At 71.6% G+C, this 20,252-nt stretch carries 16 protein-coding genes and 3 pseudogenes; 5 read left to right on the top strand and 14 right to left on the bottom strand.

Annotation, left to right across the window (positions count from 1 at the left end):
- The first annotated feature begins 487 nt into the window (after nt 1-487).
- Nucleotides 488-1,339 (top strand): hypothetical protein, encoded by an 852-nt coding sequence (locus tag ACIQWA_RS33230; RefSeq protein ID WP_402488863.1) that lies wholly within the window; start codon nt 488-490, stop codon nt 1,337-1,339.
- 100 nt (nt 1,340-1,439) lie between these two features.
- On the opposite strand, the gene ACIQWA_RS33225 is transcribed toward ACIQWA_RS33230, so the two are convergent.
- Nucleotides 1,440-1,766, bottom strand: coding sequence for a hypothetical protein (locus tag ACIQWA_RS33225; protein WP_402488860.1), 327 nt, complete (start codon nt 1,764-1,766; stop codon nt 1,440-1,442).
- A gap of 283 nt (nt 1,767-2,049) precedes the next feature.
- Between ACIQWA_RS33225 and ACIQWA_RS33220 the strand changes: the two genes are divergently transcribed.
- The 3 genes and pseudogenes from ACIQWA_RS33220 to ACIQWA_RS33210 all read left to right on the top strand — a co-directional run.
- Nucleotides 2,050-2,703, top strand: coding sequence for a hypothetical protein (locus ACIQWA_RS33220; protein WP_402488952.1), 654 nt, complete (start codon nt 2,050-2,052; stop codon nt 2,701-2,703).
- 291 nt (nt 2,704-2,994) lie between these two features.
- A complete protein-coding gene (locus ACIQWA_RS33215) occupies nt 2,995-4,260 on the top strand; it encodes a M64 family metallopeptidase (RefSeq protein WP_402488858.1) in 1,266 nt (421 codons plus the stop codon).
- Nucleotides 4,261-4,516: 256 nt separating this feature from the next.
- Nucleotides 4,517-4,889, top strand: a pseudogene (locus tag ACIQWA_RS33210) (alpha-L-fucosidase); the annotation flags it as partial.
- A 122-nt stretch (nt 4,890-5,011) separates the two neighbouring features.
- Here the strand turns inward: ACIQWA_RS33210 and ACIQWA_RS33205 are convergent.
- The 10 genes from ACIQWA_RS33205 to ACIQWA_RS33160 all read right to left on the bottom strand — a co-directional run bounded on the left by ACIQWA_RS33205 (nt 5,012) and on the right by ACIQWA_RS33160 (nt 16,881).
- On the bottom strand, nt 5,012-7,543 hold the full coding sequence (locus ACIQWA_RS33205; protein WP_402488855.1) for a choice-of-anchor D domain-containing protein: 2,532 nt from the start codon (nt 7,541-7,543) through the stop codon (nt 5,012-5,014).
- Nucleotides 7,544-8,227: 684 nt separating this feature from the next.
- The gene (locus ACIQWA_RS33200; RefSeq protein WP_402488852.1) at nt 8,228-8,398 is read right to left on the bottom strand and encodes a hypothetical protein; all 171 of its coding nucleotides are present in this window, start codon (nt 8,396-8,398) and stop codon (nt 8,228-8,230) included.
- 240 nt (nt 8,399-8,638) lie between these two features.
- Nucleotides 8,639-9,232 (bottom strand): hypothetical protein, encoded by a 594-nt coding sequence (locus ACIQWA_RS33195; protein ID WP_402488850.1) that lies wholly within the window; start codon nt 9,230-9,232, stop codon nt 8,639-8,641.
- A gap of 90 nt (nt 9,233-9,322) precedes the next feature.
- Nucleotides 9,323-10,018 carry a hypothetical protein gene (locus tag ACIQWA_RS33190; RefSeq protein ID WP_402488847.1) on the bottom strand — a complete coding sequence of 232 codons (696 nt, stop codon included), beginning with the start codon at nt 10,016-10,018 and terminating at the stop codon, nt 9,323-9,325.
- 414 nt (nt 10,019-10,432) lie between these two features.
- Complete coding sequence (locus tag ACIQWA_RS33185; RefSeq protein ID WP_402488845.1) at nt 10,433-11,659, bottom strand: DegT/DnrJ/EryC1/StrS family aminotransferase; 1,227 nt, start codon at nt 11,657-11,659, stop codon at nt 10,433-10,435.
- Between the two features lie 5 nt (nt 11,660-11,664).
- Nucleotides 11,665-12,264 carry an HAD family hydrolase gene (locus ACIQWA_RS33180; protein ID WP_402488842.1) on the bottom strand — a complete coding sequence of 200 codons (600 nt, stop codon included), beginning with the start codon at nt 12,262-12,264 and terminating at the stop codon, nt 11,665-11,667.
- A complete protein-coding gene (locus tag ACIQWA_RS33175; RefSeq protein ID WP_402488840.1) occupies nt 12,261-13,718 on the bottom strand; it encodes a GMC family oxidoreductase in 1,458 nt (485 codons plus the stop codon). The genes ACIQWA_RS33180 and ACIQWA_RS33175 overlap by 4 nt, the downstream gene beginning before the upstream one ends.
- A 26-nt stretch (nt 13,719-13,744) precedes the next feature.
- Nucleotides 13,745-14,479 (bottom strand): SDR family NAD(P)-dependent oxidoreductase, encoded by a 735-nt coding sequence (locus ACIQWA_RS33170; protein WP_402488837.1) that lies wholly within the window; start codon nt 14,477-14,479, stop codon nt 13,745-13,747.
- Between the two features lie 35 nt (nt 14,480-14,514).
- The gene (locus ACIQWA_RS33165; RefSeq protein WP_402488835.1) at nt 14,515-15,669 is read right to left on the bottom strand and encodes a sedoheptulose 7-phosphate cyclase; all 1,155 of its coding nucleotides are present in this window, start codon (nt 15,667-15,669) and stop codon (nt 14,515-14,517) included.
- 48 nt (nt 15,670-15,717) lie between these two features.
- A complete protein-coding gene (locus ACIQWA_RS33160; RefSeq protein ID WP_402488832.1) occupies nt 15,718-16,881 on the bottom strand; it encodes an MFS transporter in 1,164 nt (387 codons plus the stop codon).
- 255 nt (nt 16,882-17,136) lie between these two features.
- On the opposite strand from ACIQWA_RS33160, the pseudogene ACIQWA_RS33155 reads away from it, so the two are divergent.
- Nucleotides 17,137-17,637 (top strand): annotated as a pseudogene (locus ACIQWA_RS33155) (CobW family GTP-binding protein); the annotation flags it as partial.
- On the opposite strand, the gene ACIQWA_RS33150 reads toward ACIQWA_RS33155, so the two are convergent.
- From ACIQWA_RS33150 to ACIQWA_RS33140, 3 genes and pseudogenes are all read right to left on the bottom strand, one after another.
- Nucleotides 17,634-18,452, bottom strand: coding sequence for a TIGR03943 family putative permease subunit (locus tag ACIQWA_RS33150; protein WP_402488830.1), 819 nt, complete (start codon nt 18,450-18,452; stop codon nt 17,634-17,636). The pseudogene ACIQWA_RS33155 and the gene ACIQWA_RS33150 sit on opposite strands and share 4 nt — an antisense overlap.
- Nucleotides 18,449-19,471, bottom strand: a complete 1,023-nt coding sequence (locus tag ACIQWA_RS33145) for a permease (RefSeq protein ID WP_402488827.1) — start codon at nt 19,469-19,471, stop codon at nt 18,449-18,451. Before ACIQWA_RS33145 ends, ACIQWA_RS33150 begins: the two co-directional genes overlap by 4 nt.
- A 103-nt stretch (nt 19,472-19,574) precedes the next feature.
- Nucleotides 19,575-20,054, bottom strand: a pseudogene (locus ACIQWA_RS33140) (ATP-binding cassette domain-containing protein); the annotation flags it as partial.
- Nucleotides 20,055-20,252 lie beyond the last annotated feature (198 nt).

Below are 20,252 nucleotides of genomic sequence, written 5' to 3'. Positions count from 1 at the left end.
GAACCGGAGCGTCGGCGGCGGTCCTCCCCGCTGTGTCGGACGGCAAGTCGGCGTCGCCGACACCGGGGATCATGCCAGCAGGTACCTGAGGATTCGATGAGCACGATCCCGAACCGGTCGGCGGCAAGGCTCGTCAAGGTCGACCGAAGGTTGATCAAGGCTGCTCATTGACGTGTGAAACTGTGTGAATTAGGCTTTTCCTGATCAGATTCGAGCAGCGGCCGGATGTCGACCGGCCTGGCCGCGCCGCTCAAGAGGTCTCCATTCTCCAAGAAGTTCGAATGCGAATGAATGGGGAATTGTTCGGGGATAACGATTTCCCCCAAGCAGTGCCAGGAAACCTGGCCGTACGCCTATTCTGCGTCGCATGTCGATCCTTCGAAGATTTCGCGACTCCGGGCCCCGCCTGCGACCGGAGCTCGACGACGTGGAACTCGGCCACACGCGAAGACAACTGACGTCCCGTGCCTTTCCGGGCCACGACGGCATGCGCATCGAGCAGATCGAGCGGCTGCTGCACGAGGCGGGCACGGACTGGGACCGCCGAACGCACCGACTCGCCGTGCTGGCCGAGGCCGCCGCGCCCTGGGAACTCGCCCGTTCCTGGCGAATGCGCAGCCCGCGCGACGCCGACGCGCTGGTGCTGGAGGCATGGGTCGGCCTGGTCCGCGGTCGGCACGCGGGTCGGATGGACGACGCCCGGACCGCCGTCCAGTTCTGTCACCAGGCCGCCGAGGCCAGCCCTGCCGACCCCGCCGCCTGGGTGGCGCTGCTCGGAATCCTGCGCCTGGTCCGCGCCGACTCGCGAGAGGCGTTCGCAGCCTGGGACGAGGTCGTCGCGCGCGACCCGTGGAACCGCGAGGCGCATCTGCAGATGCTGCGGTACCTGTCACCGCAGGAGTGCGGCTCGCGCGGGAGCCAGGCGGACTTCGTGGAGTCGATCCGGGTCTCCATGCCCGCGAACGCGCCGGCCACGGGCGTCGAACTGACCGCGGTGGTCGACGCGTACGGCCGCAAAGCCGTCGGCGGCGGGGTGGAGGCACTGTTCGCGCGCCACCACTGGAGCAGCCCCGGGGCTGCTCGCGCGGTGAACGCGGCCCTGGCCGAGTGGCCCCGCCCGGGCCATCTGCGGCACGCGGCCGCCCTCGCGGATCTGAACCTGCTCGCCTTCGCCCTCGTCCAGGCGGGTCGTGCGACCGAGAGCGCCGGAGTCTTCCGCCTGCTCGGCGGCACGGTCACCGAATGGCCGTGGACGCTCGACGGGGACCCGCTCGGGCGATTCGGCCACTGGCAGGCCAAGGCGGCGAGCGGACGCCTGGCCGGTACCGCTGAGCGGTGATGGTCCCGACGGCGGGCGCGCCCGGGGAGCGCGCCCACGTGCGTGCGGGCGCGCTCCCCGGCCGCAGCCGCGAAGGCCGGCGGCACCGGCCGGGCAGGGCCTAACTGGTCAGGGTGACCTTGTTGAGGCCGATCGGCTGGTCCGGGTCGACGCCCAGGAACTGCGAGGTCTCCAGGGCGAGTTGCTGGCCCCGTACGGTGGCGAGCAGGCATTCGCCGAGTCCGCCGGTGGCCGGCCAGGGCAGGTCGGCGTGCGTGGCGGTGCCGGCCAGCAGGACGGGGGTGCGGCGCTCGGCCAGGGCGAGGCGGAGGTCGAGCGTGTCCTGGTCCGCCGGTCCGGAGCCGGCCAGCAGGAGGGCGGGAGCGGAGGGCCCGCCGACCGCGATCGGGCCGTGGCGGAAGTCCGCGGCGGAGAACCCGTGCGCCATCAGGCCGGTGGGTCGCCGGCAAGACCATCGCGCCCAGGGTGCCGGCTCTCCAGCGGGGTTGTCTCATGCTCTCGGACCTCCGTGGGGAGGGAGCGTTGGCCGCCGGCCACCGATGGGGGCTCCACTCCAGGACCGGAGTGGAGCAATACATCCGATGTATTAGGCAATACCCGTGCACAAGCCCATTCCTGGCGGAAGATTGTGCTGCCATTCATCGGAGCAAAGAGCGAAAAGGCCCCCTCCGCCTCCCTCGGCCAAGGGCCGAGCGCTGTCGACCGCGCACGTGGACCAGCTGGTCGCGGCGCTGTCCCGGCAAGCGTGGGAGCGGATCTCCGGCGGGTCCGGCGCGCACGGCGAACGGATCTCCGACTGGACCCGCCTCGCGATCCGTCCCACTTGGCACAACGGCTTCGGGCAGCGGGTGCGGGCCCGACGAAGCGTCAGTGATCCCGCTGAGATGTCCTCCTACGTCTGCTTCGGTTCGGTCGGCTCCCGGCTGAAAGACCTGCTGTCGGCAGCGGAAGCCGCCGGACGGGCTGAGCGCGGCCCACCCGGTGGGAGTGGCGAGGAGGCCGTCCCCGGGTACGCCGCGGTCGCGGCCGATGCCGAGCGCCATGGTCTGGCCGCCGAGTGGGGTGCCGCTCTCGAGGGGCTCGGCCAGTGTGTGCTGGAGGCGGGGGAACTCGTCGGGGCGCGCGGCCACTTCGAAGCGGCGGAGGCTGTCCTCGCCGAGGGGGGCGTGCCGCCGACCCACCGCGTGCCGGCGATCCGCGGCCGTGCCCTCACTCACTTCCTGGCGGGTGAACTTCGGTACGCCTGCTACCTGTTGGAGTCCAGGCGGATCGAGGCCGCCCTCGACGCGTACCGGACCGGCCTCGGCCACCGGTCCGCACTCGGCGCCACCACCCTCGGGCCCGCCCCCGCCAAGCCCTTCTAGCGCTTTCCGATCGCCCGGTCATGTCGCTTGGTCATGTCAAGGGGCTTGCCAACCTCCGGCGGACCCTCTAGCTTAAGTACTCACATAAGTAAAGTTACAGAACTACTTATGCGCCTGGTCGCGCTCGTCGAACCAGGCATGCACCGCCGGGCAGCCTTGGGCGATCCCCCCACCCCTCGGCCCTGCCATGCCCGCTGAACTCCGCACGGCACCCCCCACGCGAACCGGACGGTCGAGCCAGTCGCCGACTGCTGCACGCACCCGCCGGCCTGACGCCACAAGGAGACGCTCATGCGTCGAAAAGTGTCCGCCCTGCTCTCAGCGGCCGCCGTACTGGCGGCAGTTCTCGTCGCAGCCCCCGTGGGCAACGCGGCACCCGCCACCCCGTCGCAATGGCGCGAGGTCTTCTCCGCCGACGGCACGATCAGCAAGGTCCGCCTGCCGGTCGAGCCGAAGGTCGCCCCCAGGAGCGAGGACCTCCGCGCCGCGGCGGCGGCCAGTGTCGTCGCGCTGCAGGAGACCGGACCGGCCGACTCCCGCTTCAACATGGTCATCCTCGGTGACGGCTACACCGCCGGAGAGATGGGCCTGCTGCGCCGGCACGCCGAGGAGAAGTGGGCCGAGATATCCGCCACCGATCCGTGGCGCAAGTACGCCGGCTCGATCAACGTCTGGCTGGTCAACGTCGTCTCGAACGAGTCCGGCGTCAGCAACGACCCCTCCCAGGGCATCAGCCGGGACACCGCGCTCGGGATGTACTTCTTCTGCGGCGGCGTCGAGCGCCTGCTGTGCCTCAACGAGTCCAAGGCCCAGGCGTACGCCGCGCAGGCCCCCCGCGCGGACGCCGTCGTCGCCGTCGGCAACACCACCAAGTACGGCGGGGCCGGCTACCCCAGCCTCTCCACCGTGTCCGGCGGCGACCCCCGGTCCGGACGCATCGCCATCCACGAACTCGGCCACTCGGTCGGCGGCCTGGCCGACGAGTACTTCACGCCGGGTACCACCTACACCGGCGCCGAGCCGACCGAACCCAACGTCACCAGGGATCCCGGCGGCTCCAAGTGGGCCTCCTACCTCGGCCGGTCCACCCCCGACGGCGGGGTGATCGGTGCCTACCTCGGTGGAAGCCAGTACGAGTACGGCATCTACCGGCCCTCGTCGGACTCCTTGATGCGCAGCCTCGACAAGCCGTTCAACCTCCCCAGCCTCGCCGCCATGGACCGCGCCATCGGCTCCAGGATCAGCGGCGCCACCCCCGGCTGCGCCGCCCAGGGGAACACCCGCACGGGAAGCCTCGCCAGCGGCGGCACCGCCTACGAGCCCGGCGGCAGCAGCTTCTCCGCCGGGGCGGGCGCCCACCGCGCATGCCTGGCCGCATCCTCCGGCATCCGGGTCGCGCTGGACCTGATGACGTGGGACGGAAGCGCCTGGCAGACCGTGGCCACCAGCGGCGCCGACGGCCAACTGTCCTACGACGGCGCCGAGGGCTACTACACCTACCGGGTCCGCTCCCTCAACGGCTCCGCCTCCTACACCCTGACCTACGACACCCCCTGAACCGGCCGGGCACCGACCGCTGAGAGGGCCCGGCACCGTCGGTGGTGCCGGGTCCTCCCGCCGCGGGCGATCTGCTGCCCGTCCGCGTCAGCCCGGCAGAAGAACACGCCCTTGCCCCAGGTCTCGCCGTACATGCCGCTCTCGAAGTCCGCCGTGCCGATCCACACGACGGTCCCCACCGGGGCGGCTGCGGGTGCCGAAGCAGGCGGTGCGCGCCGTGCTGCCGATGCCATCGGCCCCGACCACCACGTCGTGAGCGGCCGTCAGCGCGGCCATCTCCGACATGAAGGCCCAGCTGCAGGAACTGCTGGACCGCTACGACCCGGCACTTCTCTGGTTTCGACGGCGACTGGTTCGGCGAACCCGCCAGCCCCACACTTCAGGACTGGTGGCTCCGGTCGGACGGCCTCGACCTCTACAACTGGTTGGTCGCCCGCAAGCCCGACCTCGTTGTCAACGAACGGGTCAAGGCGGGCCGCGGCCTGGGCGACTACGAGGTCGCGGAGCACGGCATCCCCAGCGCGGCGCTGCCTCGGCCGTGGGAGAGGTGCGACAACATGAACTTCGCCTGGGGCTACAACTCGAACCAAGAGAACTCCTATCGACCTGTCGGCGACTTCATTACGGATCCCGGGTCGTCCCGCCTGGGGCCGACGGCGTGGTGCTCCCTGGGGCGGTGGCAGGCGTGAGCCGGCCACCGCCCCTTCGTCAGGTCCGCGGAGTCCACGGCTCGTGACACGGTCGGCGGTGGTCAGGAGACGCCGGTGCCGGTCAACGTCACGGTCATGGCGCCCTGATCGGTACCGGCGGTGATCGTGTAGCCGTCGGAGAAGTCTCCGCCGTACGGAGGCGTGAAGGTGATCGGTACCGAGACCGATTGGCCCGGGCCGAGGTCGATGCCCTCGCTCACCGGGTCGCTGCTGCTGAAGGTGCCCGTGGGGGCCTTCGCCTTGTTGACGAAGATGGAGATGTTGCCGTCATTGGTCAAGGTGAAGGAGAGTTCCCGCGAGGTGGTGCCGACCGGGACGGCGCCGAACGCCAGGGAGGTCGGAGTGATCACCAGGTGCCCCCGCCCCTCCATCGCGGTGCCGCTCAGCGGAACCGCGACCGTGCCCGAGGCGGTGGTGACCGACAGCGTGTCCGTGCTGCTGCCGACGGTGGTCGGCGTATAGGTCACACTGGCGACGAAGGAGGCCCCCGGCGCGATCACCGTGCCGGCGGCGGGCAGGCCGCGGACGCCCCACGGGGCACTCGGCAGGCCGAGGGCGCCGATCGTCTCGTTCTCGGTGCCGGTATTGGTGAACTGCACGCTGGCCGAGACCGGCACACCGGTGGGCCGTTTGGGGAAGCTCACCGAGCCGGGCAGGGCGCTGAGCCCGCCCTTGACCGCCGTCCCGATCACCGAGAAGCCGAGGGCGCCGGCATCGGTCTCCAGGGTGATGATGCCGGGAGCCGTGCCCGGGGCGGTCGGGGAGAAGGTCACCGGGACGGTCAGCGTGTCCCCGGCCGCCATGGTGCGCGGCAGACTCGGCGTGCTGACCGCGAACGGTGCGGTCGTGCCGACGTGGGTGACGGTGAGCGGCTTGGTCGCGGTCACGGTCAGGTCGGCGGTGCCGCTCGCGCCGAGGGCGGTGCCGCGGATCGTGACCGGCTGTCCGGTCAGGGCCGAGGCGGCCGGGCGGCCGAAGGCGACCAGGTGGCCGTCGCGGGTGCCGACGAACACCCGGCCGTTGTCGGTCACGGGCGTGCTGAACTTCGTACTGGTGCCGACCGGGCCGGACCAGAGGAGGTTCATCGTGCCGTCCGCGTTGGGGGTCCCGTCGTAGGCGTACAGGGCGCCGTTGCGGCCGAACATGTCGTCCGCCCGCACCAGCCAGACCACCGCGGAGCCCGGCGTCCGGCCGGCGGAGCTGACCACCGGTGAACCGGCGGACAGATGACGGGAGTTGATGGCGCTGGCGCCGACCAGGGCGAGCGCGCGGCGGCCGGTGCCGTCGGTGCCGAGCTTGAACGCCTGCAGCGGGCCGCCGTTCTGGGAGAAGTAGACGTAGCCGGTGTCACCACCCCAGAACGCCGGGTGGCCGTAGCAGCCCTGGTAGGGGCCGAGGGTCTGCACCACCGCGTCGGTGCCGTCGACGCCCTGCCCCCTGCCGCCCAGGTCGTCGCGGTCGAGCAGGAAGACCCGGCCGTCCTTGCCCTCGGTCACCGCGAGGTGCCGCACCGTGCCGGTGCCGAACTCGTCGGGGATCGCCATGACCGCGCCCGAGCCCAGGTCGACGTCGTTCAGGTCCAGCGTTTCCGCGTCGGCGGGGGAGAAGAAGTCGGTGGTCTCGAGCTTGCCGTCGCCGCGCACCGACAGGGCGACCACCGATTCGGCGAGGCGGGTCGGGGCGCTGTCACCGGGGCCGGGCGGCGGCGAGACGCCGTTGCCGGTGGAGAACAGGAGGCGGCCCTGCGCGTCGGCGACCAGTCCACCGCCGGAGTGCCAGATACCGCCGCCGGCCTGCCCGGGACCGGTCTGGGAGGCCCACATCGCGGTCTGCCGGCCGGTGGTGTCGACGCCGACCACGTACCCGCGCCAGTTGCCCTGGTCGCAGATCCCGCCGAACCCGGCATACACCACACCGTTCAGGAGCAGCAGGCCGGGCCGCTGGTTCTGGTAGACGGGGGCGAACGGGGTGCTGGGGTCGTTGTCCGGCGTCCCGCCGATGACGACCGGGAACCCGGCCTTCTCCTTGCCGGTGGCCGGGTCGACCGCGTGCATCCTCCAGATCGGCGCCTCGTGGAACTGCCCGCCGTCCTCCTTGGAGGTGAGGTAGACGTAGCCGGATGCCGGGTCGTGGACCGGGGTCGACGTGATCCCCATGCTGGGTGCCAGGTCGGCGCAGGACCAGGTGGCGCCGGGGGTGGTCACGCCGGAGGCGGGCCACGGGGCGCCGTAGGAGACGGTCCACTTGACGTCGCCGGTGGCCGCGTCGATGCCGTACACGTGGTTGGTCTCGGTGGCGACGACGACGGTGCCGCCCACCACCACCGGCGAGGCGTACACCTGCCCGTCGACCGGGGTTGAGTACTGGCGGCCGAAGTCGGAGGAGCTGACCTGGGCCGGCGTCAGGCCGGGTTCGTCCTGGTCCCAGCCGGTGCGGTAGTTGTCCACGGAGATCGTGGCGCCCGCCGCTCGGGAGGGCCCGGTCGTGGCGGTGAGGACGGTCAGGGACGCTAGTAGGACGAGCAGTGCGCTCAGCAGCGCACCCGTCGTTCGTCCGGTGTGGGGCGAAGGCACGATGGGACGTCTCCTCGGTGTGGGGGGTGGCCACCGGGCCATGGCGGCCAACGAGCGGTCCGGCGGAGCGAGTCGAAGCCGAACCATGCTCCGGGCAAGGGAGCTTGATCCACCCTCAGGTCTGGGTGGGATGCCTGACGGCAACGCCGCCCGGAGGGACGCGACGTGGCGCGGTGGATCGGACTGCCCGGGGGCGGCGTCGGGAGAACATCTCGGGACGGTGGACGGAGCCGACCGTCCCCGAGATTTGACAGGGAGATTAACTATGTGGGGAGCCGAACGCAAGAGGCCGAGCCGGCCGAGGTCAGCCCGGGGCGTGGCCGGGGGCGAACCGCCCGGCCTGCTCCGCGTCGGGCGTGAGGACCGTGTCGGCCAGACCGAGCGGCTCGCAGATCTCCCGCCGGATGAGTTCTCCGTACCCGGTGCCGCCCGGTGGGCGAGGGCGAGGCCGAGCAGTCCGGCGCCGAGGTCGGACGAGCATCGTCGTCGGCCCGCGGGAGATCATCGCGGCCCGCCCCAGCGGCGAGCGCGACCTGCACGTCGCCCTGACACGGGCAACCAGGAGACTGTGCACCACCGACGCCGACGAGGCGTCACAGCGAGCCTTCGGGGGATGACCGCAGGAGCCGGCGGGCGATTCGTCAGCCGTGCCGGCTCCTGCGGTCGCGGTTCCGTGCCGGAGGTTCAGCGGATGGTGAAGCGGTCGACCACGAGGTACGGGCCGGACTTCCTCACCGGACGCAGGGTGTGGTGGCCGTCGGGCAGGTCGGCGGTGAACACCGACTGCTGCGCCGAGCGGCTGGGCGCGTGGGTGTCGACGGTCGTCCGCAGGCGGCCGTCGACGTAGACGTCCACCTGGCCTGGTCGCTGTTGGTCTCGGTGCGTACGTCGATGCGGGTGCCGGTGAACGGCACGGTGACCGAGGCGCCGTTCTCGGTGGTCGACCGGGCGTCGGCCTGCCCGCCCAGAGGACCCCGGCCTGGTTGTCCGCGTAGCCCTCTGGTCATCTGAGCACTGCCGGTGCGTAGATCGCGGCTCCGGCCGAACGGTGCGGGTCGGCGTCCTCGGTGATGTGGCCCCACCCGCCCTGTCCCACTACCGAGAACCGCTGCCGCCTCGGGTCGGAGCGCTCGGAGTTCCACCGTGACGGGGGATCCGCCATTCCGTGGAACTCTCGTCCGCCAGCAGGTGCTCGGCGATGAGGAGCGGGACCACGTCCAGGGGCACCCCCGAGTCGAGGGCGATGCGCACCCGGCGGGTGATCCCACGGACCGTCAGTTCGACCTCGGTGGTGGCGTCAATGGTGAGGCGGACGTCTTCGAGGCGGGCTTCGGCCAGGTCGGGGCGGCCGACGTCGGCGGGGTAGTCGGTGAGGAGGAAGAGGTGCTCGCCCAGGTCGGTCAGCAGGTCGGCGTAGACCAGCAGCGGTGGCGCGGTGGCGGGCGGCGAGGTCAGCACCTCCGGTGCGGGCGGCGCCCAGCCCGCGCCGGGTCCCAGGGCGGCGTGCAGTTCGTCTCGCGCGGTGGTGGTGGGCAAGGCCACGGTGCGCCCGCCTGTGCTGACTTCGGCACCGTCCGGTGTGGGGAAGGCGATCCGCTCCAGGCGTCGGGGGCCGTCGGCGTTGGTCCGTTGGAGTGCGCCGGCCTCGCGCAGGAAGTAGCCGCGCCGCAGGTGTTCCTCGTGTGACACCAAGGGTCCGCCTCTGTTCTCGAAACACACGGGTGGCTGGGAAGCCGCGGTACCGCCCCGGCCATCGTGCGGCCGGGGCGGTACCGCGGGTCAGACGTTGGCCGCGTTCTTCACCCAGTCCGGGCAACGGCCGTCAATGCCGAGGCAGTACGCGGTGATCACGCCCTTCGCGTTGCCGTAGTTCACCGTCACCTGTACGTCCCGGCTCTCGACCACCTTGCAGGTGCGCCAGAGAAACCAGCCGGAGCACCGCACGTGGTTCACCTTGGTGACGTAGTTCCAGCTGTCCGGGTTGGCCTGCTTGACCGGGAACCCGGGCGCCGGGTAGCGGGTGGTCGCCCGGATCGCGGCGACGTTGAGGTTGTGCTTGCGCGCGATCTTGTCGTACCCCCAGCCGCTGCCGTCCCCCTTGCGGAGGTTGACGGTGCGGTGATCGCTGGAGGCCCAGCTGGCGACCAGGGCGTAGCGGGGGTCACCGGCCGCCTGGACGGCCGCAGGTGCCGACCCCGCGACCGCGGGCGCCCCGTCCGCGGGGTCCGGCTGCGGCGCCGGCTCCTCGACCGGCGGCTCGGGCTCCACCGGCGGGGCGCCCTGGGCGTACGCCTGGACCAGGGCCGCATCGATGGCGTGAATGTTCGTCAGGTCGGCGACAGTGAGTTCCTGGCCCTCCGTCAGGGTGTCGTCGCCGAAGACCGCGACCGAGACCGCGCTGTCGTCCCCCGGCGCCGGGTCGGCCGTTGCGGCTGCCAGCGCCGACGGCGCGGTGAGGACGAGGATGGCGGTCATGGCTGCGGCAACCAGTGCCGGACGCGTAACGTGCCGGGACAACTCGCTTCTCCTCTTCGACAGTTGATGTTCCGCGATCGTCGCACCGCGCGCATGAGGTTTCGATGAGTCGCAGGACCACCGCGACCTGAAGGCGGACAGGCCCGTGCTGTGTTCGCCGCCGCAGAACCTCCACCAAGCCCGCGACGTCACCGGCGGTGCGGGCCGGGAGGAGCGGTCGAGCAGACCGTACTCGCCGTGCGCGACGGTGCGCATACCGCTTGGCCAGGCAACGCCGGGAGAAACCGGCCTTCGCGTCGACGTGCGCGATCGGACGCCCGGCGCCTACGCGGCGCTGCAATCGGCGACGCCCGGCCCGCCGCGCGTCAGCCGGGCACAGGGCGCTACGGTGACCGGCAGTGCTGCCGCCCGTGGCTACAGGACCCCGTCGAGCGTGGCGTTGAACGATGCCGCGACGGTGTCGACCTCCGCCTCCGAGCTGCTGACGGTCAGCCCGAAGCCGGACCCGAGGTAGCGGTCCGAGACCCCGATCGAGATGGCCACCGCGCGTGCCAGGATGTCGTCCGTCCGTGGCAGGCGAGGGAGTCGGAAGGCCGGCCGACCGTCGGTCGGAGGTCGCCGGAAAGGGGCCGGGTTGGCTCCGGGTGTCGCGAGCGCGGTCAACTGCGGCATGTTCCCGTAGTAGTGGCGCCCGGATCGGATCATCGTCTTGGTGCCGAGCGCCTCGGCGGCCGCGACCGCGTCCTCGGGGCGGTCGAAGAGGTGGACCAGGAGGGTCGCGCACTCGCCGTCGGAGTCGTGCAGGACTCGGCGTCGGATGCCGGGGCGCTCGGGGATCCGTTCGACGAGGGCTCGCTTCAACTGCCGGGTGCTCTTCAGGACGGCGTCGAGCTTGTCCAGTTGGGCGCACGCGACCGCGCCGGAGAGTTCGGCCATCCGCAGGTTGAGGCCGAACAGCACGTCGCCCTCGCCGGTGTCGGTCCGCAGGGGGAACCAGCCCTGGTCCTGGAAGGCGTAGGCACGCTGGTAGAGCCGCGGGTCGGAGGTGAGGACGAATCCGCCCTCGCCGCTGGTGATCACCTTGAACGGGTTGAGGGAGAACGCGCCGATCTCGCCGATCGTGCCGAGCCTGCGACCGCGGTAGGAGGCTCCGCAGGCCTGCGCCGTGTCCTCGATCAGGAAGAGGTCGTGGCGTCGGGCGATGTCGCGCAGGGCGTCCAGGTCGCAGGGCGCCCCGAGCATGTGGACGGCCATGATGGCACGGGTGTCGGGGGTGATCCTCGCTTCGACGTCCTGGGGGTCGAGCGTCAGGGACTCGTCGATCTCGGCGAGAACGGGTGTCGCACCGCTGTAGACGATGCTTCCGATGGAGGCGATGAAGGTGTAACCGGGGACGATCACCTCGTCGCCCGGGCCGATGCCCAGTGCTGCCAGGGCGGTGATGAGCGCGGAGGTGCCGCTGTTGACCGCGATGCAGTGGGCGGAGGAGAAGACGTCCTGCGCCGCGATTTCGAACCGCTGCACGAACGACACCCATTCGGGGACGTCGTAGGCGTAACGGGTGAGGTCCCAGTTGGACAGGACCTCCGCCACGTTGGCTCGCTCCTCGTCGCCGAGGAAGGCGTATCCGGGGCCGGGCATGGGTGTCACCTCTCTGCTGTCGGATGGACGATGTGCGCGGGACGGCTGCGGACGTCGATGACGCGCATGCCCGCGCGGCGGGCCGCCTCGACGCCCTCGTCGCTGTCCTCCACGACCAGGCACTCGTCGGCGGGGGCGCCGAGTCTGCGGGCGGCCAGGAGGAAGAGGTCGGGGGAGGGCTTGCCGTGGTCGACGTCCTCGCGGGTGACCAGCACCGGGAACAGGTCGGCGAGCCCGAGCGCCCGCATCGTCGGCCGGATGGCCTCGGCGGAACCACCGGAGGCCACGGCGGTGCGGACGTGCCCGGCGAGTGAGCGGGCGAGATCGACCACCCACGGAACCGGATGGACCTGGTCGAGGTGGTCCAGGTAGGCCAGCGTGCACCGTTTCGCCACGGCGTCGGCCGGTTCGGGTACGGGCCTGGACTGTTCCGCGGCGAGCAGGGCGATCGCCTCCTCGGTGGAGGTGCCCTGGTGGGACTGCGCCCAACTGCGCTCCAGTGTCAGGCCGAAGCCGTGCAGGGTGTCGCGCATGGCGAGGAAGTGTGCCTCGTGGGAGTCGACGAGGGTGCCGTCCCAGTCGAAGATCACGGCGGAGACGGTCATGTGTTCCTCCGGTCCGCGGCGGCCTTGAGCGCGATCGCGTGGACCGCGGCGGCGATGTTGCCGGTGGGGATGGTGGGCATCACCGAGGCGTCGACCACGGCCAAGCCCTCCACCCCGTACACCCGCAGGTGCGAGTCGACGACGGCGTACGGATCGTCGGGGCGGCCGAGCCGGCAGGTGCCCACCGGATGGAACTGGGTCTCCGCTCGGCGGCGGCAGAACGCGTCGACCTCGGTCCGTCCGGTCGGCGGCCGGACGACGCGGTCACGGCGGTGGGAGAGCAGCGGTTCGCACGCCGCGAGTTCGAAGGCGAGCTCCACCCCGCGGGCCAGGACTCGCCGGTCGGCCTCCTCGGCAAGGTAGTTGGGGTCGAGGAGGGGCGGCTCCAGCGGGTCGGCGGTGGCCAGTCGGAGGCGTCCCCGGCTGACGGGGCGGGTGACGGCGGGGCCGATGGTGAACCCCGCGCCGAAGCTGCCGGCCGAGTTGAGGTCGATCATGGGGGCGAAGGAGAGCTGGAGGTCCGGGGCGGGGAGCCCGGGCCGGGTCCGGACGAAGCCGCCCGCTTCACCGAGGTTGGAGGCCGGGTCGACAGGGACGGCGGTGCGGATGGGAAAGCTGACCGACACCTGGACGTGATCGTGCAGGTTGGCGCCGACACCGGGCCGGTCGGCGGTGACGGGGATCCCGACCTGCCGTAGGTGGTCGGCCGGCCCGACTCCGGAGAGCAGCAGCAGCTGGGCGGATCCGACGGTGCCGGCGCAGAGCAGGATCTCCTGCCTCGCCTGGACGATGCGGGCCTCGCCTTCCACCATGACCTCGATGCCTGTGGCCCGACCCCTCCGGATCACCACGCGGGTGACCTCGGTGCCGGTCCACACGGTGACGGCCTCGGACAGGTCGCACGCCGCGTTCCACCTGGTGCCCGCGCGCTGGTAGACGCGGTAGAGGCCCACACCGGTCTGGTCTCCGGCGTTGAAGTCGGGGTTGGCCGTGAGGCCGTACTTCTGCGCCGCGGCGACGAACGCCTGCGCCAGCGGGTGCGGGTCGGCGAGCGCCGTGACGCCGGCGCCGGTCGTCTCCGGGAACCACGGCCGCAGGACTGCCTCGCTCCAGCCGGAGCCGCCGTAGGCCGTCCAGGCGTCGTAGTCGGTGGACGCGCCCTCGATGTAGACCATCGCGTTGATGGCGGCCGATCCGCCGAGCGCCCGACCTCGGGGCCACGCCAGACGGCGGCCGTCGAGTCGGGACTGGGGAACGGTCCGGTAGTCCCAGTCGAGCTCGCTGCCGAGCAGCTCGGGCCACCGCGACGGGGTCGTGACGCGCGGGTCGGTACGGGCGTCGGGACCGGCCTCCAGCAGCAGGACCGTCGCCCCGTCGGGCAGGTGGGAGGCCAGCAGGCAGCCGCCGATGCCCGCGCCGACGATGACGTAGTCGTACACATCCGTTTCGTCCATGAACGTGACTCCTCGGGGAAGAGTGGTCAGGTGGCGAGGAAGCCGCCGTCGACGCCGATGACCTGTCCGTTGACGTACCCGGTCGCGGGCGAGAGCAGGGACAGCACGACGGAGGCGACCTCCCGTGGTGTCCCGACCCGTCCCTGGGGGATCAGCGAGGGCCACCGGCCCGCGTCCGACCGGTCCTGAAGCGACCTGGTGTACATCTCGGTGGAGATCGGTCCGGGGGCGACGGCGTTGATCCGCAGGCCTTGGGCGGCGTACTCGACCGCGGCGGCGCGGGTCAGTGCCAGCGCCGCGTGCTTGGAGGCCGCGTACGCGCCCACGCCGGCGAACACGGTGCGCAGGGCGTGCACCGACGTGTTGTTGACGATCGTGCCGCTGCCCTGGCCGAGCATGTGGCCGATCTCGTACTTCATGCACAGCCAGAGGCCGCGGGTGTTGACGCCCATGACGCGGTCGAAGGTCTCCTCGTCGATCTGACCGATGAGACCCGGGCCGGAGACTCCGGCGTTGTTGAACGCGCAGTCCACCTGGCCGTACTCGGCGACCGCACTGCTGACGAGCCGCTCGACCTCGTCGGCCTCGCTGACGTCGGCTCGCCTGAAGACCGCCTCACCTCCGGCCCGGCGGATCAGGCGCGCGGTCTCTTCGCCGGCATCGGCGTTTCGTGCGGCGAGGACGACCTTCATGCCGCACGCGGCGGCCTCCAGCGCGGTGGCCCGGCCGATTCCGGAGCTCGCGCCGGTGATCAGGAGCACGCGGTCGGCCAGTCCTGGGAGCGGGGCCGCCGCCGTCACGCCGCCGCCCGGAGGGCCAGGGCGGCCGCTCGGGCAGCCGCGCGGGCGATCTCGGCAGGGCTGACGTCGTTGAGGAAGATCGTCTTGCCGATGCCCGTCAGCATCGGCAGGTTCTGCCGTCCGTTGCGGTGCTTGACCGTGTCGGCGAGGGCCCGGCCGAGCAACTCCACGTCGTCGAACCCCCGGTGCCACAGCGGCAGGCCGAGTCCGGCCATGGTGGTGAGGATGCGGTCGAGGTGCGCGTCCTCGAGGTAGCCGCGGTCGGCGGCGATCACCGCGGACAGCAGGCAGTCGATGGCCACGGCCTCCCCGTGCAGCAGCTCGTCGACGAAGGTCATCTCCACCAGCGGGCTGAAGGAGTGACCGTAGTCGACGATCCGCTCCAGGTCCTTCTCCCACAGGTTGGGCCGGAGTTCGTCCAGCATCCCGCCGATGGCGGCGCGCACGGCCTGCCGTGCGGGCTCCGATCCGTGGAACTTCGTGTCGATGAGCATGCGGCCCCGTCGTTCCAGGAGCCGGAACAGGGGCTCGTCCTTGATCAGCGCCATCTTGAGGATCTCGCCCGCACCGTTGGAGACCTGGCGGCGGTCGAGCGTGCGCAGGAAGGTGTCGTCCAGCAGCGTCAGCGGCGGCGGGCTGTAGGAGCCGAGCCGGTTGCGGTACCCCTGGTAGTTCACGCCGGTCTTCACCGCCACGCTCACATCGACCAAGGAGAGCAGCGTGGTGGGGACGCGGACGAACGGGATTCCCCTGCGGTACAGGCTCGCGGCGAGGCCCACCACGTCCAGGACCACACCGCCGCCGATGGCGATGGGCGGATCGCTGACCCGGCGGGTGCCGAGCTCGTTGAGCGCGCCGACGATCCGGAAGACCTGCCCCATCGTCTTGTGCCGCTCCTCGCCGGACAGCACGAGGAGACGGTACGGAACGTTCCGCTCGCTGAGGTACCGGGCGATGGAAGGCCCGTGGAGCCGGTGGACGGCGTGGTCCACGATGACCAGCCGGGTGCCGATGGGCGGAGTGCCCTCCGGACTCTCGGCGAGTGCCGGGTTGTCGGGGTCGAGCAGACCCGAGCACTCCTTGATCTCGTAGCGGATGTCGAGCGTGGAGCTGACTTCCCACGTGTGTGGACGAAGCACGGTGCTCTGCATGGCGATATCCCTAAAGTCGTTTGAGCTTGCGCTGGTTGGACTTCGGACTTACGAGTTCACGACGGGCTCCGCCGTCCGCCGGACGGCGACGCCGAGACCGGCGACGGTGAGGAGGAGCGGAACGAGGAGGAAGGCGCGGTGGATACCGATCGCGCCGGAGAGCAGGCCGAGGGTCAGTGGCCCGAGACCGGTGGCCAGGCTCTCTCCGATGCTGACCCGGGCCATGGCCTGGTCGGGACGGCCGGCGGAGGCGTGGACGGCGTTGGTGACGGTCAGCGGGAACTGCAGCGCCATGCCCAGGCCGCACAACACGATCCCGGTGAGAGCGAGGACGGGTCCGGTCGAGAGCCACAGCAGGGTGAAGGCGACCGCGTTGAGGGACAAGCTGGCGAGGAGGAGGGTGTCGGCGGGAACGGCGCGGGCGAGGCGCGCACCCCCCAGACGGCCGACGACCATGCCGAGCAGCATCAGGGTGATCGCCATGGTGGCGGTTCCGGCAGCCAGCCCGGTGTGCGAGCGGAGTTCCTCCGAGGCCCAGAACGACATGCACATCTCGACGGTCGCGCAGGCCAACAACACGGCCCAGGCCCGCCAGTAGTCGCGCGGCAACGAGCTGAGGCGGCCGGCCGAATCGGCCGTCGTGTCCCGGGTGTCGCGCAGGCGGACCCGGCCGAAGGCGAACCGGATCACCGCGATGAAGGGCAGCAGCAAGAGCAGCCCCCACCGCCAGTCGAGCCCGAGCAGCCGCAGACCGCCGAGGAGGGCGGGCGCGGCGAGACCGACGGCGACGCTGATGCCGTTGGCCTCGCTGATCGCGGCCGCGGCATGCTCGCCGTGGTGCTCGGCGAGCGCGGCCGTCGTCGTGTTGATCACCACAGTGCCCGCGAACCCGGCGATCAAGGCGCCCGCACAGGCCACCTCCACACCCCGGCCGGCACAGTAGATCGCGGCTCCGACACCGAGGAGCGAGAGAGCCGCCCACTGCAGGGTGGTGCGCGCCAGACGTCGGCTCAAGCGGGCACCACCGAGCCCGGCCAGCAGCATCCCGAGGGCCAGGGCGGTGCCGCTCAGCGACGCCTGCGCGTCGGACACACCGAGATCCCTGGCGAGCAGCGGGACGGAGGGCCCGAAGCCGTAGAGGAAGAAGCCGAACGCCGACAGCTGGAGGTAGAGCATCCAGGTCACGGAATCGCGGGTGATGCGACGGGACACACCGGCTCCTCGGCTATCGGCACTGACGATGTTCGCGCTGGCGCACTCGGTCGGCCACGGGGCGGCAGGCCTGGGTTCCCCAGGAGCTACTTTATTAAGGTATTTTCCTTTCTATCCCGCCCCTTGACGAACCGTCAAGGGATGCCCAGTGCGTTCAGGTCGGTCCGGAGGCCGTCGCCACCGCCATCGGCTGCGCATGAGCATGTCTCGCAGGACGGACCGAAATGATCTTGATGCGTTCATCGGCTTCATCAGGAGGACGCCGTACGGCTGCGGGCCACGCTGACCCGGCTCAACCCCGCTGCCCGGATCGTTCCGGCGAGCTTCGGCGAGGTCGACCCCGCCGAACTGCTCGGCACCGGCCGCTTCGACGTCGAGCGCGCCCAGCAGGCCCCGGGCCGGGTCGCCGAACTCAACGGCGAGCACATCCCCGAGACCGAGGAGTACGGCATCTCCAGCACTGTCTTCCGCGCCGACCGGCCGTTCCACCCGGGCCGGCTCTGGGAGTTCGTCACCGACGGCCTGGACAGCGGCGCGTACGGCGGCACTCTCCGCTCCAAGGGCTTCTTCCGCCTCGCCACCCGCCCGCCCGTCACCGGCCTCTGGTCGCAGGCCGGTTCGGTGGCGCGCTTCGCACCGGCCGGCGTCCACGCGGCCGGGCAGGGCCAGGTGCTGGTCTTCATCGGCACCGCGCGGATGACCGCTTCCCGGAGTGGGAGACACGGGCTCGACGACACCTGCGCGCTGGAGGGCTAACCGTCGCTTCCGGGTGGCACGTCGCGGTAGGGGGCGCGCGGCTGGGGGACGGCGTGCTGCTCGATGGCGTCGAGGCGCGGTTCGGCGGTGGCGGGCGTGTCGGGGGTGGGCCGCCAGAAGCCGGTGAGGTCCACCCAGCTGTTGGTTTCCGGCGTCGGCCCGGGCGCGTGCACGAGGATGCGCAGCCGGCGGGCGTCGGCGGCGCAGCAGCTGACCACGAGCCGGTTGAGGTACCACTCGCCGGACTTCGTGCCGGGCGTGACGAAGCCGGTGAGGCGGACCTTGCGGCCGGTCAGGCTCTTCTGCGGGTCGCGGCTGCGGCCGATGAACTCGGTCAGCGCCATCGGGGTGGCGATGGACGGCGCGGCGGGCGGTTGCTCGGCCAGGTCGGCATAGGCGGCAGGCTCGACGGTGGCGTCCGCGCCGTCCCGGGAGGCGGTGAACGCGCCGAGGGCGGGCGGGGTGAAGCAGAGCAGCAGCACGGCGGGCACGGTCAGCAGCCACGCCACCCGGGGGTTGTGGTCGTGGTCGTGCCCGTCCTCGTGCTCGTCGTGGGCGGGCCGGTGCCACTGGGCGTTGCCGTCGGCGTCCCGGCGGAACCGCAGCACCGGTTCGCGTCGTCGGGCGGTCAGCCTGCGTACGGTGCCCGCGATCCCGAGGGCCAGCAGGACGAGGCCCGAGGCGATCAGCGGGATCCGCAGTCCCTCCTTGACGTACTGCAGGTACGCGTCGCTCAGGACGGTGATGCGCAGCAGCGCGATGCCGACCAGCGCCAGGAGCAGGGCCGGGGCGATGCCCCGCAGGGTGGTCTTCACAGCAGGACCGCTCCGATCACGACGCTGGACAGGATGGCGACCAGGAAGGTCGCGGTGGAGAAGCGCAGGGCGAACGACCGTCCGAAGGCGCCGGACTGCAGGGCGATGAGCTTGAGGTCGACCATCGGGCCGACGACCAGGAAGGCCAGCCGGGCGGTGGGGGAGAAGCCGGTGAGCGAGGCGGCGACGAACGCGTCCGCCTCCGAGCAGACCGCCAGGACGACGGCGAGGAAGGCCAGCATCAGCACGCCGATCCACGGCGAGTCGGTGAACGCCCGCAGCACTGACGGCGGGACGAGCACGTTGAACGTCGCGGCGGCCGCGCCGCCGACCACCAGGAAGCCGCCGGCGTGCAGGAAGTCGTGCTGCAGGCCGCGGCGGAACTCGTCCAGCGGGTTACGCCCCGTGCTGCCCTGGTCGGCCGGGCCCTTGGGGAGCTTCAGCCACTCCGGCCGACCGAAGGCGACCCAGAGCCAGCCCATGGCGGCCGACGTGACGAGGGAGGCCAGCAGCCGGGCGACCACCATCTCGGGTTTGCCGGGGAACGCGATGGCCGTCGAGACCAGGACCACCGGGTTGACGGCGGGTGCCGACAGCAGGAAGGCGAGGGCGGCGGCGGGGGCCACCCCGCGTTTCATCAGGCTCCCGGCCACCGGGACGGAGGCGCACTCGCACCCGGGCAGGACGGCCCCGGCCGCGCTGGCCACCGGGACGGCCAGCGCCGGGTTCTTCGGCAGCAGCCGGGCGAATACCCGCGCCGGGACGAACGCCCCGATCGCCGCCGACACCACGGTGCCCAGCACCAGGAACGGCACACCCTGTACGACGATGGCCACCAGCAGCGTCCGCCAGGCCTGTAGGACGCCGGAGTCCCACCCGCGGACCAGGGCGAACGCCGCCGCTGCGGTGAGCCCCACCGCTCCTGTCAGCAGCACGCCCCGACCTGGACCTGGGCGCGGCGGGGTTGCCGCCCGTGCCGCCGGTGCCTGTCGGGCGCTGCTGAGACTCGTCTCCACCACGGTGACCGCTCCTCAGTCCACTCGCCGCGGCCGCGCGGCGAGACCTGTCTGCGCACCGTTATGCGGTGGGCGGGGACAGGTTAGCGCTGATAATCATCTTCATCTAGGGCTTCATTGGCAGCCCGTCCTTCGGTAGGGTTCCCGGCACCGACGGCTCGGCCTGCGCCGGCGGCAGCTGCCACCGACGGGCCGTCAGCTGGGCTGCCCACATGCGCGCATACCGGCCTTCGGGGTCGGCGAGCAGCTCGGTGTGGGTGCCGCGCTGGGCGATGCGGCCGTCGTCGACGACGACGATCTGGTCCGCACCGACCACGGTGGACAGCCGGTGGGCGATGACCACCACCATCCTGCCGGCCACCAGGTGGTCGATGGCCTGCTGCACCGCCACCTCTGACTCGGTGTCGAGCGCGGCCGTCGGCTCGTCGAGCAGGACCACGGGCGCGTCCTTGAGAATGGCCCGCGCGATGGAGATCCGCTGGCGCTCGCCCCCGGAGAGCGCGGAGCCGATCTCGCCGACCCGGGTCTCGTACCGCAGCGGCAGCCGGTCGACGAACTCGTGCACGTTGGCCGCGCGGGCGGCGGCACTCGCAAGGCGACCAGGATAATCCGATGTGCGGCCCGGGCCGCCTTCATCAAATCCTCAGCGCCGCTCGGCAATCATCTGTGACGTCACAGCGGAGCGAACCGGCAAGGACCAAGCAGCGCGGCCGTTCGCCCGGGAGACACGTGGGCGGACCGGCACGCGGCGCCGTGAGACACCCCCGGGCGCAATCCCCCACGC

It is taken from the genome of Kitasatospora sp. NPDC098652 (assembly GCF_044760155.1).
Lineage (GTDB): Bacteria > Actinomycetota > Actinomycetes > Streptomycetales > Streptomycetaceae > Kitasatospora.
This window is presented reverse-complemented; position numbering and strand designations above follow the sequence as displayed.

What these genes read in the sequence shown, in the direction of transcription:
- ACIQWA_RS33165 (WP_402488835.1), bottom strand. Translation starts at nt 15,669, where the DNA reads ATGCAGAGCACCGTGCTTCGTCCACACACGTGGGAAGTCAGCTCCACG.
- ACIQWA_RS33185 (WP_402488845.1), bottom strand. Translation starts at nt 11,659, where the DNA reads ATGCCCGGCCCCGGATACGCCTTCCTCGGCGACGAGGAGCGAGCCAAC.
- ACIQWA_RS33175 (WP_402488840.1), bottom strand. Translation starts at nt 13,718, where the DNA reads ATGGACGAAACGGATGTGTACGACTACGTCATCGTCGGCGCGGGCATC.
- ACIQWA_RS33225 (WP_402488860.1), bottom strand. Translation starts at nt 1,766, where the DNA reads ATGGCGCACGGGTTCTCCGCCGCGGACTTCCGCCACGGCCCGATCGCG.
- ACIQWA_RS33180 (WP_402488842.1), bottom strand. Translation starts at nt 12,264, where the DNA reads ATGACCGTCTCCGCCGTGATCTTCGACTGGGACGGCACCCTCGTCGAC.
- ACIQWA_RS33215 (WP_402488858.1), top strand. Translation starts at nt 2,995, where the DNA reads ATGCGTCGAAAAGTGTCCGCCCTGCTCTCAGCGGCCGCCGTACTGGCG.
- ACIQWA_RS33190 (WP_402488847.1), bottom strand. Translation starts at nt 10,018, where the DNA reads ATGACCGCCATCCTCGTCCTCACCGCGCCGTCGGCGCTGGCAGCCGCA.
- ACIQWA_RS33230 (WP_402488863.1), top strand. Translation starts at nt 488, where the DNA reads ATGCGCATCGAGCAGATCGAGCGGCTGCTGCACGAGGCGGGCACGGAC.